This window comes from Marinobacter gudaonensis, from assembly GCF_900115175.1.
GTDB lineage: Bacteria > Pseudomonadota > Gammaproteobacteria > Pseudomonadales > Oleiphilaceae > Marinobacter > Marinobacter gudaonensis.
This window is the reverse complement of the sequence record NZ_FOYV01000003.1, coordinates 178078-192988: the sequence shown is the minus strand read 5'-3', so window position 1 is coordinate 192988 and position 14911 is coordinate 178078. Positions and strand designations below refer to the sequence as shown.

Annotated in this window: 15 protein-coding genes; all 15 read right to left on the bottom strand. The window is 58.8% G+C overall.

All coding sequences use genetic code 11. The features are described 5' to 3' along the window. Positions 1 to 64 precede the first annotated feature (64 nt). The 15 genes from rnhB to rpsB all read right to left on the bottom strand — a co-directional run bounded on the left by rnhB (position 65) and on the right by rpsB (position 14706). Complete coding sequence (gene rnhB, locus BM344_RS15670) at positions 65 to 748, bottom strand: ribonuclease HII (RefSeq protein WP_091992130.1); 684 nt, start codon at positions 746 to 748, stop codon at positions 65 to 67. Continuing rightward, a complete protein-coding gene (gene lpxB, locus BM344_RS15665) occupies positions 748 to 1929 on the bottom strand; it encodes a lipid-A-disaccharide synthase (RefSeq protein WP_091992129.1) in 1182 nt (393 codons plus the stop codon). The genes rnhB and lpxB overlap by 1 nt, the downstream gene beginning before the upstream one ends. Positions 1930 to 1947: 18 nt before the next feature. After that, positions 1948 to 2739: an acyl-ACP--UDP-N-acetylglucosamine O-acyltransferase gene (lpxA, locus tag BM344_RS15660; RefSeq protein ID WP_091992128.1), complete on the bottom strand. Its 792-nt coding sequence runs from the start codon at positions 2737 to 2739 to the stop codon at positions 1948 to 1950. Continuing rightward, positions 2739 to 3176, bottom strand: coding sequence for a 3-hydroxyacyl-ACP dehydratase FabZ (gene fabZ, locus BM344_RS15655; RefSeq protein ID WP_091992127.1), 438 nt, complete (start codon positions 3174 to 3176; stop codon positions 2739 to 2741). Before fabZ ends, lpxA begins: the two co-directional genes overlap by 1 nt. A gap of 11 nt (positions 3177 to 3187) precedes the next feature. Continuing rightward, the gene (lpxD, locus tag BM344_RS15650) at positions 3188 to 4213 is read right to left on the bottom strand and encodes a UDP-3-O-(3-hydroxymyristoyl)glucosamine N-acyltransferase (RefSeq protein ID WP_091992179.1); all 1026 of its coding nucleotides are present in this window, start codon (positions 4211 to 4213) and stop codon (positions 3188 to 3190) included. A gap of 46 nt (positions 4214 to 4259) precedes the next feature. After that, the gene (locus tag BM344_RS15645; RefSeq protein WP_091992126.1) at positions 4260 to 4757 is read right to left on the bottom strand and encodes an OmpH family outer membrane protein; all 498 of its coding nucleotides are present in this window, start codon (positions 4755 to 4757) and stop codon (positions 4260 to 4262) included. A gap of 45 nt (positions 4758 to 4802) precedes the next feature. Then, the gene (gene bamA, locus BM344_RS15640; RefSeq protein WP_091992125.1) at positions 4803 to 7121 is read right to left on the bottom strand and encodes an outer membrane protein assembly factor BamA; all 2319 of its coding nucleotides are present in this window, start codon (positions 7119 to 7121) and stop codon (positions 4803 to 4805) included. A gap of 44 nt (positions 7122 to 7165) precedes the next feature. Then, positions 7166 to 8515: an RIP metalloprotease RseP gene (gene rseP, locus BM344_RS15635; RefSeq protein ID WP_091992124.1), complete on the bottom strand. Its 1350-nt coding sequence runs from the start codon at positions 8513 to 8515 to the stop codon at positions 7166 to 7168. Between the two features lie 48 nt (positions 8516 to 8563). Beyond that, positions 8564 to 9748 (bottom strand): 1-deoxy-D-xylulose-5-phosphate reductoisomerase, encoded by a 1185-nt coding sequence (gene ispC, locus BM344_RS15630; protein WP_091992123.1) that lies wholly within the window; start codon positions 9746 to 9748, stop codon positions 8564 to 8566. A gap of 2 nt (positions 9749 to 9750) precedes the next feature. Next, positions 9751 to 10590: a phosphatidate cytidylyltransferase gene (locus BM344_RS15625; RefSeq protein ID WP_091992122.1), complete on the bottom strand. Its 840-nt coding sequence runs from the start codon at positions 10588 to 10590 to the stop codon at positions 9751 to 9753. Between the two features lie 21 nt (positions 10591 to 10611). Continuing rightward, entirely contained in the window at positions 10612 to 11382 is a 771-nt protein-coding gene (uppS, locus tag BM344_RS15620; RefSeq protein WP_091992121.1) for a polyprenyl diphosphate synthase, read from the bottom strand. Between the two features lie 71 nt (positions 11383 to 11453). Further along, entirely contained in the window at positions 11454 to 12011 is a 558-nt protein-coding gene (frr, locus tag BM344_RS15615; RefSeq protein ID WP_091992120.1) for a ribosome recycling factor, read from the bottom strand. A gap of 64 nt (positions 12012 to 12075) precedes the next feature. After that, a complete protein-coding gene (gene pyrH / locus BM344_RS15610; RefSeq protein WP_091992119.1) occupies positions 12076 to 12804 on the bottom strand; it encodes a UMP kinase in 729 nt (242 codons plus the stop codon). A 187-nt stretch (positions 12805 to 12991) separates the two neighbouring features. Beyond that, positions 12992 to 13861, bottom strand: coding sequence for a translation elongation factor Ts (tsf, locus tag BM344_RS15605; protein ID WP_091992118.1), 870 nt, complete (start codon positions 13859 to 13861; stop codon positions 12992 to 12994). Between the two features lie 92 nt (positions 13862 to 13953). Then, on the bottom strand, positions 13954 to 14706 hold the full coding sequence (rpsB, locus tag BM344_RS15600; protein WP_091992117.1) for a 30S ribosomal protein S2: 753 nt from the start codon (positions 14704 to 14706) through the stop codon (positions 13954 to 13956). Positions 14707 to 14911 lie beyond the last annotated feature (205 nt).

Below are 14911 nucleotides of genomic sequence, written 5' to 3'. Positions count from 1 at the left end.
ACTGGTTGTTGCCGGGACACCCCCGATCAACGTGCGCGTATATTAAGGATTAGACTGGAGGCTGTCAATCGATATCTTCGAAAAGGTCGGTCCTGAAAACAGGCTCGGACTCAATCGCTGGGCCACCACTGAAGGCACCCACCTGCTGACTTACCTCCTGAACCGGGCGGAAGGACCGACGGTGTTCCGGTGTCGCGCCAAGGCGGCGCAGGGCCTCCAGGTGGACAGGAGTGGGGTAACCTTTGTGCTGGGCCAGCCCGAATCCCGGGAACCGCTCTTCCAGAGCCTCCATCTCACGGTCACGGGTTACCTTCGCCAGAATGGAGGCCGCGCTGATGGCTTCAACACGGCTGTCCCCCTTGATCACCGGCTCCGACGGCCAGTGCCATTTGGGGCAGCGATTCCCGTCCACCAGAACGTACTCTGGTGGAATCGCCAGGCCACACACCGCTCGCTCCATGGCAAGCATGGTAGCCTGGTAGATATTCAGCTCATCAATTTCCCGGGCCTCGCATCGGCCAATACTCCAGGCCAGGGCCTGATCGAGAATCTGCTCATACAGGGCGTTTCGGCGCTTTTCACTCAGTTTCTTGGAATCGGCCAAACCGGCAATGGGTCTGTCCGGATCCAGAATTACGGCGGCGGTAACGACAGCACCGATCAACGGGCCCCGACCGACTTCATCCACACCCGCCAGCAAGGATCCGGTATAACGACATTCGAACGGAGGCAACGGGACCCTGGCCATTATCGCCCGTTCCTCTCAAGCAGATCGGAGATGGCCGCGGCCGCCTTTTCATCGGCATCCTGCCGGAGTGTCTGGTGTAACTCGGTAAACGCCTCTTTCAGCCGCGCTCGCTCTTCCGTGTTCTCAAGCCGCTCGAGTACGGCGGCGCCAAGACTTTCCGGGCTGGCGGCATCCTGGAGCAATTCCGGCACCAGCGGCTGCCTGGCAAGCAAATTGGGCAAAGCGACATGGGGCACTTTCACCAACCGCGAGACCAGGGCATAGCTGAGGCCGCTCAATCGGTAGCCCACCACCATGGGCTTTTTCAGCAGCATGGCTTCAAGGGTAGCAGTACCGGAGGCAAGCAGCACCACATCAGAGGCGGCCATCACATCCCGTGAGCGGCCCCGTACGATGATGACAGGCAACTTGACAGCGAGTGCGTCCACCAGGGCCCGCACCTGCTTCTCACGTTCCCGGTTCACACAGGGAATCACCAGCTGCAGGTCTGGCCGCTTTTCCTGAATCCAGCGGGCCGCCTCCAGAAACAGGGTGCCCAGCCGCTCCACCTCACCGGCGCGACTGCCAGGCAACACCGCCAGAACCGGCGCCCCGGGATTCATGCCCAAGGAGGCTCTCATTGCCAGTGTGTCCGGCTCCATGGGAATCCGGTCAGCGAGCGGATGCCCCACAAACGCCACAGGCACCTTGTGCTCCTCGTAGAATCGGGCTTCGAACGGAAACAGGGTCAACATCAGATTCACGGATTTCGCAATCTTGAAAATCCGCTTCTGCCGCCAGGCCCATACCGACGGGCTCACATAGTGGACAGAGAGAATGCCGGCCTCGCGACAGCGCCGCTCTATGGCAAGCGTGAAATCCGGGGAATCGATGCCGATGACGACGTCAGGTGGCGTGGCAAAAAAATAGTCCAGCAACCGGGCACGAATGCTGAACAGCTCCCTGATGCGACCGAGCACCTCCACCAGCCCCATCACCGAAAGCCGCTCCATTGGCACCAGGGAATGGAAGCCCTCGGCCACCATCTCGTCGCCCCCTATGCCGACAAAACGGGCGTTGGGAAAACGCTTACGGAGAGACCGGATCAGGCCGGCACCGAGGATATCCCCCGATGCCTCACCGGCAATCATGCCAAACGTCAGCTTACTCTGGCTAATAGTTGCTTGAGTCGGTTGTGTCACCAACGGGCTCCCGCCGGGTTAGCGGATGATGCCGCGATGCGCTCCGCGCAATGAGTCGACAAGGGGTCGAATTTCTGCAACATCGGCAAAGGACTTCTCAAGTTCCTCGACGGCCTGTTCGGTGGTCAGCCCCTGACGGTAGATAACCTTGTAGGCCCGGCGCAACGCCAGCAGCACTTCCGGGCCGAAGCCACGGCGCTTCAGTCCCTCCACATTCATGCCATGGGGCTGCGCCGACTGGCCACTGGCCATGACATAGGCGGGGATATCCTTGAGTACGATGCTGCCACCGGCCGCCATGCTGTGGGGACCAATATGACAGAACTGGTGCACCATGGTGCCACCACCAAGGATGGCATAGTCACCGACAGACACATGGCCAGCCAGGGTGGCACAGTTCGCCAGAATGGTGTTATCGCCCACAATGCAGTCGTGGGCGACATGCACGTAAGCCATAAGAAGATTGCCGCTGCCGATGCGGGTTTCACCCCGGTCCTGCACAGTGCCACGGTGAATCGTGCAGTTTTCGCGGATTACGTTATTATCTCCGATCACCAGCGTGGTTGGTTCGCCGGCGTATTTCTTGTCCTGACACTCTTCACCAACGCTGGAAAACTGGAAAATCCGGTTGTTCCTGCCAATGACCGTCGGCCCCTTGATCACCACATGGGAGAGGATTTCGGTACCATCGCCAATTTCCACGTCCGGGCCAATATAACTCCAGGGACCAACGGTAACGTTGCTTCCCAGTTTGGCTGACGGGTCCACAATTGCCTGAGGATGGACACCCGACCAGTCATTTGTCGCCATCAAACTTCTCTCTCAGCGGTAAGAATCTCTGCCACGCAGACGACTTCTCCGTCGACCAGCGCGCGACAATCGAATTTGTAGATGCCTCGTTTCCCGGAAATGAATTCCGACTCCATACAGAGCCGGTCACCGGGCAGCACCGGGCGCTTGAAGCGCGCCTTGGTTGAACCAGCCAGGTATTGTACCACGCCGTCCGAGGGTTTCCGGCCGACCGTCACAAACCCGAGAATCCCTGAAAGCTGGGCCATCGCCTCAATGATCAGCACGCCGGGCATGATGGGGTTGTTTGGAAAATGGCCCTGGAAGAACGGCTCGTTGAACGAAATATTCTTGTACCCCTTGATCGACACGCCTTTTTCGACCTCCGTTACCCTGTCCACCAGAAGGAACGGATATCGATGCGGGAGGTACTCCAGAATTTCGTCAATCTTCATCATGTTGATCGGCCTCAGCCCTTAATTTTCTTTTCCAGTTCTTTCACACGGCGCGCCAGCACGTCCAGCTGGCGGAAACGAACGGCATTCTTTCGCCATTGACGGTTGGTATCGGCACTGGTGCCGGAAGAGTACACGCCTGGTTCGCGAATATCGCCAGTCACCAGGGTCATGCCGGTCAGGTGCACGTGGTCTGCAATCTCAAGGTGCCCGGCAACGCCCGACGCCCCACCGAAGACACAGTGGCGCCCGATGCGGGTACTACCGGCAATGCCCACCATCGCCGCCATGGCGCTGTGGTCACCGATGCGTACGTTGTGGGCCACCTGGATGAGGTTGTCGAGCTTGACCCCATCTCCGATCACGGTGTCATCCAGGGCGCCACGGTCAATTGTAGTGTTGGCGCCAACTTCGACATCGTTACCCAACACCACCCTGCCCAGCTGGGCAATTCTCTGCCACGCGCCTTTTTCGTTGGCAAACCCGAACCCGTCGGAGCCAATCACCGCGCCGCTGAGGATATGACAACGTTGGCCAACGACTACATCATGGGCCAGGGTAACGCGCGGCCGAATTACGCTACCTGCACCGATGCGGGTTCGGGCGCCCACCACGGTGCCCGCGCCCACCACGACTTTCTCACCGATGCTTGCCTCAGCTTCCACGACCACATGAGGGCCAATGCTCGCGTCGTCGGCGATGGTGGCTGTTGGGTCAATCACGGCCGTCGGGTGGATGCCGGCAGATGCCACGGGAGCCGGGTCGAACCAGTGACTCAGCCGAGCATACCCAAGGTACGGGTTATCCAGTAACAGAACATTGGTGGGAACATCCTCGGCAGAGGCAGGTGAAATGATCACCGCAGAAGCACGGGTCTCAGACAGGTACTTGCCGTAGGAAGGGTTGGCCAGAAAGCTGATCTGTCCGGGGCCTGCAGCTTGCAGCGTGGCCAGACCCGAAACCCGGATGTCGGGATCGCCCCGAAGCTCCGCACCGAGGGCGCTGGCGACATCTCCCAGGCGATACGTCCGATCTTTCATCATGCACTCTCCAGCCACATTCCTGTCGACCCTCTGGGCGTCAGGATCAACGGTTCAGTTTGTCCAGAAGCTGGGAGGTCAGATTCATTTCCGGCTTCACGTAAACCACCGCTTCGCTGGGCAGGATCAGGTCCAGATCGTTCTCTTCGAGCAGCTCCTTTACAGCGGCGTCTACCTCGGGCCGGGCCTGCTCCAGGAATGCCTGCTTGCGCTGGTTGACAGTCGAGTCGAGGCGTTGCTTCAGGAAGTTGAATTCCTTGACCTTTTCCTGGAACTCGCTGGCCAGCTTGTTACGCTCACTTTCATTCATCATGGCACCGTCTTTCTCCAGGCGCTCCTGCAGTTTGCGCGCGGCTTCCTGGGCTTCACGCACACGAGCTTCATCCCCGGCGAAGTCTTTCTGAAGCGTTTCACTGAAGGCCTTGGCGTCGTTGGAGGAAAAAAGCGCCTGGCGCAGATCGACAACTCCGATCCGGGTCTCTGCCATGGCCGGCGACGCCATCGCCATAACCGCTGCAGTGATGATCAAAAGGAATCGGGACATTGGTTTTCTCCTGGTTTTCATCCGTAGGTTGTTATTATCCATGCTTTAGAAGGTCTGGCCCAGCGAGAACTGGAACACCTGGGTATCGTCGCCCGCCTTGTCGTTCAGCGGGTACGCCAGACTGAAGGCCAGTGGGCCAACTGCGGTAATCCACTGGAAACCAACACCGGCCGCCGTCCGGATCTCACCGAGTTCAGGATCGAAACCACGGGCGGTATCAAAGACCTGACCGGCATCCAGGAAGAACGACGTCCTCATGGACCGAGTGTCACCCGCAAACGGTGTCGGGAAGATCAGCTCCAGGCCACCCTCGGTGAGCAGGTTACCACCGAAGGGGTCCGGATCAGAAAGGTCGTTGGGGCTATTGGTCGCCCTCAGGCCCAGCGAGTTGGCCTCATAGCCACGAACAGATCCGTAGCCGCCAGTGTAAAAGTGCTCGTAGAACGGCATCTGGGTGCGATCACCATAACCGTCGCCATAGCCGATTTCCGACCGTGCCCGGAAAACCCAGCGGTTGTTATCCGTAATCGGGAAATAGAAATCGGTCTTGTGAGTGGCCTTGTAGAACGTAAGGTCGCTGCCCGGCACCGCCACATCCAGCGACAGTGAATGACTGTAGCCGTCGGTGGGAAGAACCCCGCGGTTCAGGGTACTGCGACGCCAGCTTCCGAACAGGAAATAGTTGGTGAAAGAGTCACCTTCCTCATCGATGAACTCGGTTACCTCCTGTGAGGTGAACAGGCCTTCCTTGATATTGGACTGGGTAACACCCGCACCAAAGTTCAACCGGGTAATGCTGTCTATCGGATAGCCGAAAGTTACCCGGCCACCGTATTCGTCGAGCAGGAAGGAGGAAATATCCTCTTCCTCATAGTCGGTTTCCCGGGCAAAAAGGCTGAAGCCACGGCTCACACCATCCACCGTGTAGTAGGGGTCGAGATAGGAAATGTTGGCACTCTTGACCGAGTCGCTGACATTCACCCCAAAGGAGACCCGTTTGCCGGTGCCGAAGAAGTTGTTTTCCGACACGTTGGCCCCGAGGATGACGCCGGAATCCTGGGAAAAGCCCACGGAGGCGGAGAGACTGCCGGTCGGCTGCTCTTCCACGGAATAGTTCACATCCACCAGATCATCCGTACCCGGCACAGGGACCGTATCGACGTTGACAGTCTGGAAAAAGCCCAGGCGCTCGAGTTTGGTCTTGGAGAATTCAATCCGGTCCGAGGAAGCCACACCCCCTTCCATCTGGGTCATTTCCTGACGGAGAACATCATCTCGGGTGGAAACGTTGCCCTCGAAGTTGATACGGCGCACATAGGCGCGCTTGCCGGGCTCTACAAAGAAAGTAACCGCCGCAGTGTTGTTCTCACCCGGCTCCGGTACCGCGTTGACATTGGCAAACGCATAGCCCTCGCGACCAAGCCGGAAGGCCAACGCCTCGGAAATCGCGGTCATGCGGGAGCGGGAGAACACATCGCCCTCCTCCACCGGAATCAGGGATCGCAGTTCTTCCTCGCCGACAATCAGTTCGCCCCTGAGCCGGATCTCGGAAATGGTGTACTGCGGCCCCTCGTTGAGGGCTATGGCGATAAACACCTTCTGCTTGTCCGGGGAAATGGACACCTGGCTGGACTCGACGTTGAAATCCAGATACCCGCGATCCAGATAGAAGGAACGCAGCGATTCCAGATCGCCGCTCAGACGTTCACGGGCGTATTTGTCGGAGTTGGTGATCGAGTTCCACCAGCTGGTGGTCTCAAGCTCGAATAGCCCCTTCAGTTCCTCGTCGGTGAAGTCCCGGTTGCCGATCAGGTTGATGTGATGAATGGCGGCCACGGAGCCTTCATTAATCTCAAGACGGATTGCAACACGGTTACGGGGCAGCTCCTCAGCCGTCGCCTTCACTCTGGCGTTATAGCGGCCCTGGGCGATGTAGGAGCGCAGAATTTCCAGTTCCAGGCGTTCCAGGGTGGCGCGCCTGAATACCTGGCCTTCCTGCAGTCCGGCGCCGGCCAGCGCATCCATGAGCATTTCGGTTTCGATATTCTTGTTGCCCTCGATTTCGATATCGCTGATAGAGGGCCGCTCGCGCACCGTCAATATGAGAACGCCCGCATCCCGACTCGCCTCTATATCGGTAAAAAGCCCTGTTCTGAACAGGGCCTTTATGGCATCGGCCAGCTCGGTTTCATCCAGCTGTTCGCCAATGTTCACCGGGAATGCGGAAAATACCGTGCCTGCAGAAACCCTCTGCAAACCTTCAACTTCAATATCCGAAACGGTGAACTGATCGGCCATGGCCGACATCGGAACGGACACTGCCGCAGCGAGGCCGACGGCTACACCTAGAAGAGAACGTCTCATTCAAATATTTCGCCTGGTTAATGCGCGTAAGGAGCTCGCAATTCTCACAACCGCATCAGGTCGTTGTAAAGAGCAAACACCATTAATGTGAGGATCATTGCCATACCGATTCGTAATCCGAACGCCTGGGCCTGCTCGGACAGCGGCTTCCCACGGAGCGCCTCAATGGAGTAGTACACGATGTGACCACCATCAAGCACTGGCACCGGCAGCAGATTGAGAATTCCCAGACTCACACTCAGGTAGGCCAGAAACCGCACGAAGTCCTCAAACCCGGAACTGACGCTGGCCTCGGCTACCCGGGCAATGGTGATCGGCCCACTGAGGTTGTTGGGTGAAAGCAGCCCGGTGATCATTTTCTGGATGGCCACCAGAGTGAGCCGCGTGTCGGCCCAGGTCTCACTCAGGGCAACCGGCAAGGCCGCAATCGGACCATAGCTGACGTCCCGCAGCACGTCCTCGGGCCAGGTTACCGCCTCGACGCCTGCGCCAATAAAGCCGATTGTCTCGCCTCCCTCTTCAGTTCGGGCTTCCGGCGTCACCTGGAACACCCGCTCCGAACCGCCTCGATCCACGGTGATCTGCAGCGTCTGCCCCGGGGCATTGCGAACGCGCTCCACCAGATCAAACCAGCTACTGACGGGCTCGCCTTCCACCGCCAGCACTCGGTCTCCTGTCTTCAGGCCGGCCGCCTGGGCCCTGCCGTCATCGGAAATCTGGCCGAGCACCGGTGGAATCGCCGGACGCCAGGGAGTAATGCCGAACTCCGCCAGCGGATTGGGCGTGTCTTCACTCAGTCGCCATCCATCCAGTGGCCCACTCACGGTTCCACGAGCGCCATCGTCGGATACGCTGAGGGCGATCTGCCCATGTTCGCCCGTGCGCTCGAGAATACGCATATTCACATCGCGCCAGGAGGACACCCGATGTCCGTCCACGGAGTGGATTTCCATGCCCTCCTGCAACCCGATGCGCTGGGCAACGCTGCCATCAGCAACCTCGCCAACAATGGGAGCAACGTGGGTAACGCCAACCACGCCCAGCAACCAATAGGCCGCGATGGCAAACAGGAAATTGGCCACAGGGCCCGCCGCCGCGATAGCAATGCGCTGCCCCGGAGTCTTGGAGGTGAAGGCCTGGTCGCGGAGCTCCTCCGGAACAGGACCTTCGCGCTCATCCAGCATCTTGACATAACCACCGAGCGGAATGGCCGCAACCGCAAACTCGGTGCCATGCCGGTCGTACCAGGAAAACATGGGCTTGCCGAATCCAACGGAGAAGCGCAATACCTTCACCCCACACCGCCGGGCCACCCAGAAGTGACCGAATTCGTGCAAGGTCACCAGGATGCCCAGGGTCAGCGCAAGCGCAAGAACGGTTTCGATAATCTGCATAATCTTTCCGATTGATGGCTTCTGCAGCGCGCTTTTATGCTGCGACTCTCAGACAGTTAACAACCCTATCTGTTCCCGGGCACGGATACGCGCCTCGGCGTCCCTGGCAAAGATGATGTCAAAACTGTTGGCCGGCTCGACGGCAATCGCTGCCAGTGTTCGCTCTATGATAACGGGGATATCCGCAAAACACAGGTCGCCTGCCAAAAACGCGGCAACCGCCACCTCATTGGCAGCGTTCAGCACCGCCGGTGCGGTACCGCCCGCCTCGAAGGCCTCGGCCGCCAGCCGCAGGCAGGGGAAACGCACCAGATCTGGCCGCTCGAAATGGAACCGCCCAATGGCAAACAAATCCAGAGGCGCCACGCCTGCGTCAATGCGTTCGGGCCAGGCCAGGCCGTTGGCAATCGGCGTTCTCATGTCCGGACTCCCCATCTGGGCCAACACCGAACCGTCGGCATACTCCACCATCGAATGAATGATACTTTCGGGGTGAACGTGAACCTCTACGTTGCGGGGTGTGGTATTGAACAGCCAGCAGGCCTCGATCAACTCAAGACCCTTGTTCATCAGCGTGGCCGAGTCCACGGAGATTTTCTGCCCCATGGACCAGTTGGGATGCGCACAGGCCTGGGCCGGAGTAACCGACCGCAACCGCTCGGCGCTGAACTCGCGAAAGGGTCCGCCCGAGGCGGTCAGAAGGATCCGGGTAATACCAGCACCCTCCGGATCCCTCACCTTGTCCGCCGGCATGCACTGGAAAATGGCGTTGTGTTCGGAATCAATGGGCAGAAGTTCGGCGCCGGAGGCGGCCACCGCATCCATAAACAGCTTGCCCGACATTACCAGGGCTTCTTTATTGGCCAGCAGCACCCGCTTGCCCGCCCGTACCGCCGCCAGCGTGGGAGACAGGCCGGCAGCACCGACGATCGCAGCCATCACGGTGTCGGCTTCCGGGGCCGACGCAACTTCACACAGACTCTCCTCACCGCCCAGCACCTGAATGTCAGGCACGTCGGCGAGCAGAGCGGCCAGGGTTTTCGCAGCCTCGGGACAGGCCATGACGGCTACCTGCGGGCGAAACTCCCGACACAACACCGCCATTTCGTCGGCACGGGTGTTCGCAGTGAGCGCATGGACGGTAAAGCGCTCCGGATGGCGACGAACGACATCCAGCGTGCTGAGTCCGATGGAGCCCGTGGCCCCCAGAAGACTGATTCGGCGAACGACCATAGTCACCACTGCCCGGCTGACAGCCAACCCAGTTTGGTCACGATGAGCGCAAACACCGGAATAGCGGCCGTCAGGCTGTCAATTCGATCCATGATCCCGCCATGGCCGGGCAGCAACTGGCTGCTGTCCTTGATCCCGCGATAGCGCTTGAGCATGCTTTCAAACAGATCCCCAAGGACCGACACCAGACCGGTCGCAAGACTTGCAATCACCAGCAAGAAAATCTCGGAGAGTCCGGCGGAGGCGAGGAAACCGATCAACAGAGCAAACAGGCCAACTGCAAGAAGCCCACCCCAGACGCCGGCCCAGGACTTACCGGGGCTTACCCGGGGCGCCAGTTTGGCCTTGCCAAAAGCCCGGCCCGCAAAATAGGCGCCGATGTCGGCTACCCAGACCACGCAGAACACGTACAGGATCAGCAGCAAGTTGCTACTGCTGTCACCGAACTGAAAGCCACCGGTGCGCATATGGTTGAGCCCGACCCAGGCCGGCACAAGCACCAGCAGTCCCATGGCCGCCCTGACCGGCAGACTGCCCCATCGCTCAGAGCCGGCCGGATAGCTGCGCACAAGAAGGAAACACACCAGCCACCACACCAGCGCCAGCCAGAGCACGACTTCAAAAGGAACGTTCAGCAGGGCGAACAGGATTGCCGCCGTTATCAGGGCGTAGACTACCCGGCCGGCGCCACTGCCCACGCCTGCCATGTTCGCCCACTCCCAGGCGCCAACGGTGATGATGGCACCCGTGAACAATGCGAAGCCCAGAGGCGGAAGGAAAAAAATCCCGCCAATTGCGATCGGGGCGAGGACCAGTGCAGTGATAATTCGGGTTTTTAACACGAGTAAAGTCGCTATCGTTCGTTATTGTTGTAGAGCCTTGGCGGCGATCTGATCGTCCGTCTGGCCAAAACGGCGCTGCCGACCGGCGTATGCCTCCAGCGCCTTGCGCATTTCCTCATGCTGGAAGTCTGGCCAATAGACCGGTGAAAAGTACAGTTCCGTATAGGCGAGGTGCCAAAGCAGGAAATTGCTGATGCGCTGTTCACCAGCGGTGCGGATCATCAGGTCAGGTACCGGAAGATCGCCGATACTGACGTGTTGCTGAATCAGGTCGTCGGTGATATCGGAAGGCTCGATCTGCCCTGCCCGAACCTTCTCGGCTATCTGGCGCGTGGCCTGGCTGATGTCCCAATGTCCGCCGTAGTTGGCGGCGATGACCAGCGTCATCTGAGTGTTGTTGCGGGTCAGTTCTTCTGCCGCCGCCATATGCTCCTGAAGCGTGGGACTGAAGGCCGAACGGTCACCGATGATACGAAGACAGATGTTATTGCGGTGGAGCTTGCGAACTTCGCGCTCCAGCGCCAGCAGGAACAATCTCATCAGCGCCGAGACCTCGTCCTTCGGCCGGCGCCAGTTCTCGCTGGAGAAAGCGAACAGGGTCAGCACTTCAACGCCTGCACGGGCACAGGTTTCCACAACCGCCCGGACAGCATCCACGCCGGCCTTGTGGCCTGCTACACCCTTCAATCGGCGGGCCTTGGCCCAGCGATTGTTACCATCCATGATTATGGCCACATGCCGGGGCCGACTGTCTGCCGACACCGGAAACTCTGCGGATACCGTTCCCGTCATGAAATCCCCTGTGCGGCCGGGACAGCTTGCCCTCCCGGCCAATCAGTTCGCTTGCAAGTGAACCCGGCGGGTCAGACCGCCATCAGGTCCTCTTCTTTGGCCTTGAGCATTTTGTCCACTTCCGCGATGTAGCGGTCAGTGAGCTTCTGGATCTCATCCTCACCCTTGCGCTCGTCGTCCTCGGTGATTTCCTTTTCCTTCAGCAGTTCCTTGATCATGCTGTTGGCATCACGACGGGCGTTACGGATAGAGACCCGACCGTGCTCGGCATCCGCCTTGGCCTGCTTGACCATTTCACGGCGGGTTTCTTCCGTCAGCATGGGCATCGGCACGCGGATGATGTCACCGCTGGTGGCCGGATTGAGCCCCAGATCAGACATCATGATCGCTTTCTCAATGGTGGGCACGAGGTTCTTCTCCCACGGCGATACCGTGAGGGTACGATTGTCCTCGATGTTAACACTGGCCACCTGCTTGAGCGGTGTTTCCTGGCCGTAGTAATTCACCATGACGCTGTCCAGGATGGACGGATGCGCGCGGCCGGTCCGGATCTTGTTGAATGCCGAATGCAGAGCGTCCAGGCTCTTCTTCATCTTTTTCTCGGCTTCTGCTTTGATGTCGTCAATCACTTCATCATCCTCGATTCGTTCGTCAGTTCATTCGCTGATCAGGCTGCTGCATCGGACAGCCGTTTTATTCAATCAGTGTACCTTCTTTTTCGCCGGTTACGATGCGGGTCAGAGCGCCCGGGCGGTTCATATCGAATACCCGCAGGGGCATGCCATGATCCCGAGCCAGGCAGATAGCGGTCAGATCCATCACCCCGAGCTTCTTGTCCAGCACCTCATCGTAGGTAAGGTAATCGTATTTCTCGGCACTGGTGTCCAGATGCGGATCGGCTGAGTATACGCCATCCACCTTGGTGGCCTTCAGTACTGCGTCCGCCTCGATCTCGATACCCCGCAGGCAGGCCGCGGAATCCGTGGTGAAGAACGGGTTGCCGGTACCGGCACAGAAAATCACGACATCGCCGTCCTTGAGGTCACGAACGGCGCGCCTGCGGTCATAGTGCTCAACAATCCCGCTCATGGGAATGGCCGACATTACACGGGTACGGATGTTGGAGCGCTCCAGGGCATCGCGCATGGCAAGACCATTCATGACCGTTGCCAACATGCCCATGTGGTCGCCGGTCACCCGGTCCATGCCGGCGGCGTTCAGGGCCGCACCGCGGAACAGGTTACCGCCACCGATAACCAGGCCAACCTGCACACCGATGCCGATCAGCGCGCCGATTTCAAGGGCCATGCGGTCGAGAACTTTGGGATCAATACCGAAATCGTGTTCCCCCATCAGGGCCTCGCCACTGAGCTTGAGTAGAACACGCTTGTATCTGGGCTGGGTTTTCGATGAAGTCGGCATGATGATCCCCTTGTCGTCTGTTGGCTGCGCTCCGGCGTGGTATCCGTTGCAGGCTTGTATCTGACATACTCCTCCCAAAAAGGGGTATCTCAGATACAAGCCCGCCACGAGAGCCGGAACACCCGGCTAACGTGGCAGACTCAGGTGACGCAGCAAGCCCGAAGACCCGCTGCGCCAGAACGAAGGATCAGGCCTTGCCTGTGCCAGCTGCAGCAGCAACCTCGGCAGCGAAGTCCACCTCTTCCTTCTCGATGCCTTCACCCACTTCCAGGCGAACAAACCCAACCAGCTCACCGCCGTTGGACTTGATCAGCTCGCCCACGGTCTGGTCCGGGTTTTTAACGAAAGGCTGTTCAACAAGGCTGTTCTCCTTGAGGAACTTCTTGATGCGGCCGCCCATCATCTTCTCGACGATCTCGGCAGGCTTGCCTTCCATATCCGGCTGGGCCTTGATGACTTCTTTCTCTTTCTCGAGCTCTTCAGCCGGCATATCTTCCGGCTTGCCAACACGCGGGTTAACAGCCGCAGCGTGCATGGCGATGTCACGAGCCACCTCAGGATCGCCAGCGGTCAGAGCCACAACGGAAGCGATCTTGTTGTTGCTGTGCACATAGCCACCAACAACCGGACCTTCAACCTTGACGATGCGACGTACGGTGATGTTCTCGCCGATCTTCTGTACCAGCGCCTCGCGCTTGCCTTCCAGATCACCATCCATCAGTTTGGCAACGTCGGTTTCGCCCTTGCTGAAAGCAACGTCCAGCACTTCATTGGCGAAGTTCAGGAAGTTGTCGTCACGAGCAACAAAGTCGGTCTCGGAATTCACTTCCAGAATGTAGGCCACGGTGTTGTCGTCGGAGATCTTGATCAGTGAAGCGCCTTCAGCGGCAGTACGGCCAGCTTTCTTGGCGGCCTTCAGACCAGAAGACTTGCGCAGCTCTTCGATTGCCGCGTCAACACTGCCCTCGGCTTCTACGAGCGCCTTCTTGCACTCCATCATGCCAAGGCCGGTACGCTCACGCAGCTCTTTGACCATTGCAGCGGTAATTGCAGCCATGTTCAATCCTCTCAACTGTTCCGAATTCGGTGGGAAGGAGCGCCCGCAACCACCGCGAGCGCACCTCAGATCTTCAACGTGAAGGTAAAGCGTTACTCAGCGGCCGGAGCAGCGCCCTCAGCGTCTTCGCTGACTTCAACAAACTCGTCAGCACCGGCACCGGCAGACTGGGCTGCTTCGATGCAGGTATCAGCAACGGCTTTCACGTAAATCTGGATCGCACGGATGGCGTCGTCGTTGCCCGGAATGATGTAGTCCACGCCGTCGGGATCACTGTTGGTATCGACAACACCGATCACCGGAATGCCCAGCTTGTTGGCTTCCTTGATGGCGATGCGCTCGTGATCCACGTCGATCACAAACATGGCGTCGGGCAGGCCACCCATGTCCTTGATACCGCCGATAGAGCGCTCAAGGCGGTCCATTTCACGGGTGCGGTCCAGGGCTTCTTTCTTGGTCAGCTTGTCGAAGGTACCGTCCTGGCTCTGAGTTTCCAGGTCACGGTAGCGACGGATGGACTGACGAATGGTCTTGTAGTTGGTCAGCATGCCACCCAACCAGCGGTGGTTCACGTACGGCTGGCCAGCACGCTCAGCTTCTTCCTTGATGATCTTGGCGGCGGCACGCTTGGTGCCAACGAACATGATCTTGTTCTTGTTCTCTGCCAGCTGCTGAACGAACTTCAGCGCGTCGTTCATGGCAGGAACAGTCTGCTCGAGGTTGATGATATGAATCTTGTTACGGGCGCCGAAGATGAACTTCGACATTTTCGGGTTCCAGTAGCGGGTCTGGTGACCGAAGTGAGCACCTGCCTTCAGCAGGTCACGCATATTTACCTGAGCCATGATAGTTACCTTCTTTAGCTTCGGGTTAGTCCTCCACGTGTCCGATCATCCCAACCTGACTCCTTGAAACCAGAAGCAGGCACCCTGGGATAACGTGTCGACACGTGTGTGAATTTGCCGGATTCGTTTCCAGCGGGCGCGTTTATACCATAATCGGCCCATCGGACGCCATTATTTTTGCGCGTCCGCTTCCTTGTACCCGGGC

What these genes read in the sequence shown, in the direction of transcription:
- rnhB (WP_091992130.1), bottom strand. Translation starts at nt 748, where the DNA reads ATGGCCAGGGTCCCGTTGCCTCCGTTCGAATGTCGTTATACCGGATCC.
- lpxA (WP_091992128.1), bottom strand. Translation starts at nt 2,739, where the DNA reads ATGGCGACAAATGACTGGTCGGGTGTCCATCCTCAGGCAATTGTGGAC.
- fabZ (WP_091992127.1), bottom strand. Translation starts at nt 3,176, where the DNA reads ATGATGAAGATTGACGAAATTCTGGAGTACCTCCCGCATCGATATCCG.
- lpxD (WP_091992179.1), bottom strand. Translation starts at nt 4,213, where the DNA reads ATGAAAGATCGGACGTATCGCCTGGGAGATGTCGCCAGCGCCCTCGGT.
- BM344_RS15645 (WP_091992126.1), bottom strand. Translation starts at nt 4,757, where the DNA reads ATGTCCCGATTCCTTTTGATCATCACTGCAGCGGTTATGGCGATGGCG.
- bamA (WP_091992125.1), bottom strand. Translation starts at nt 7,121, where the DNA reads ATGAGACGTTCTCTTCTAGGTGTAGCCGTCGGCCTCGCTGCGGCAGTG.
- rseP (WP_091992124.1), bottom strand. Translation starts at nt 8,515, where the DNA reads ATGCAGATTATCGAAACCGTTCTTGCGCTTGCGCTGACCCTGGGCATC.
- ispC (WP_091992123.1), bottom strand. Translation starts at nt 9,748, where the DNA reads ATGGTCGTTCGCCGAATCAGTCTTCTGGGGGCCACGGGCTCCATCGGA.
- uppS (WP_091992121.1), bottom strand. Translation starts at nt 11,382, where the DNA reads ATGACGGGAACGGTATCCGCAGAGTTTCCGGTGTCGGCAGACAGTCGG.
- pyrH (WP_091992119.1), bottom strand. Translation starts at nt 12,804, where the DNA reads ATGCCGACTTCATCGAAAACCCAGCCCAGATACAAGCGTGTTCTACTC.
- tsf (WP_091992118.1), bottom strand. Translation starts at nt 13,861, where the DNA reads ATGGCTGCAATTACCGCTGCAATGGTCAAAGAGCTGCGTGAGCGTACC.
- rpsB (WP_091992117.1), bottom strand. Translation starts at nt 14,706, where the DNA reads ATGGCTCAGGTAAATATGCGTGACCTGCTGAAGGCAGGTGCTCACTTC.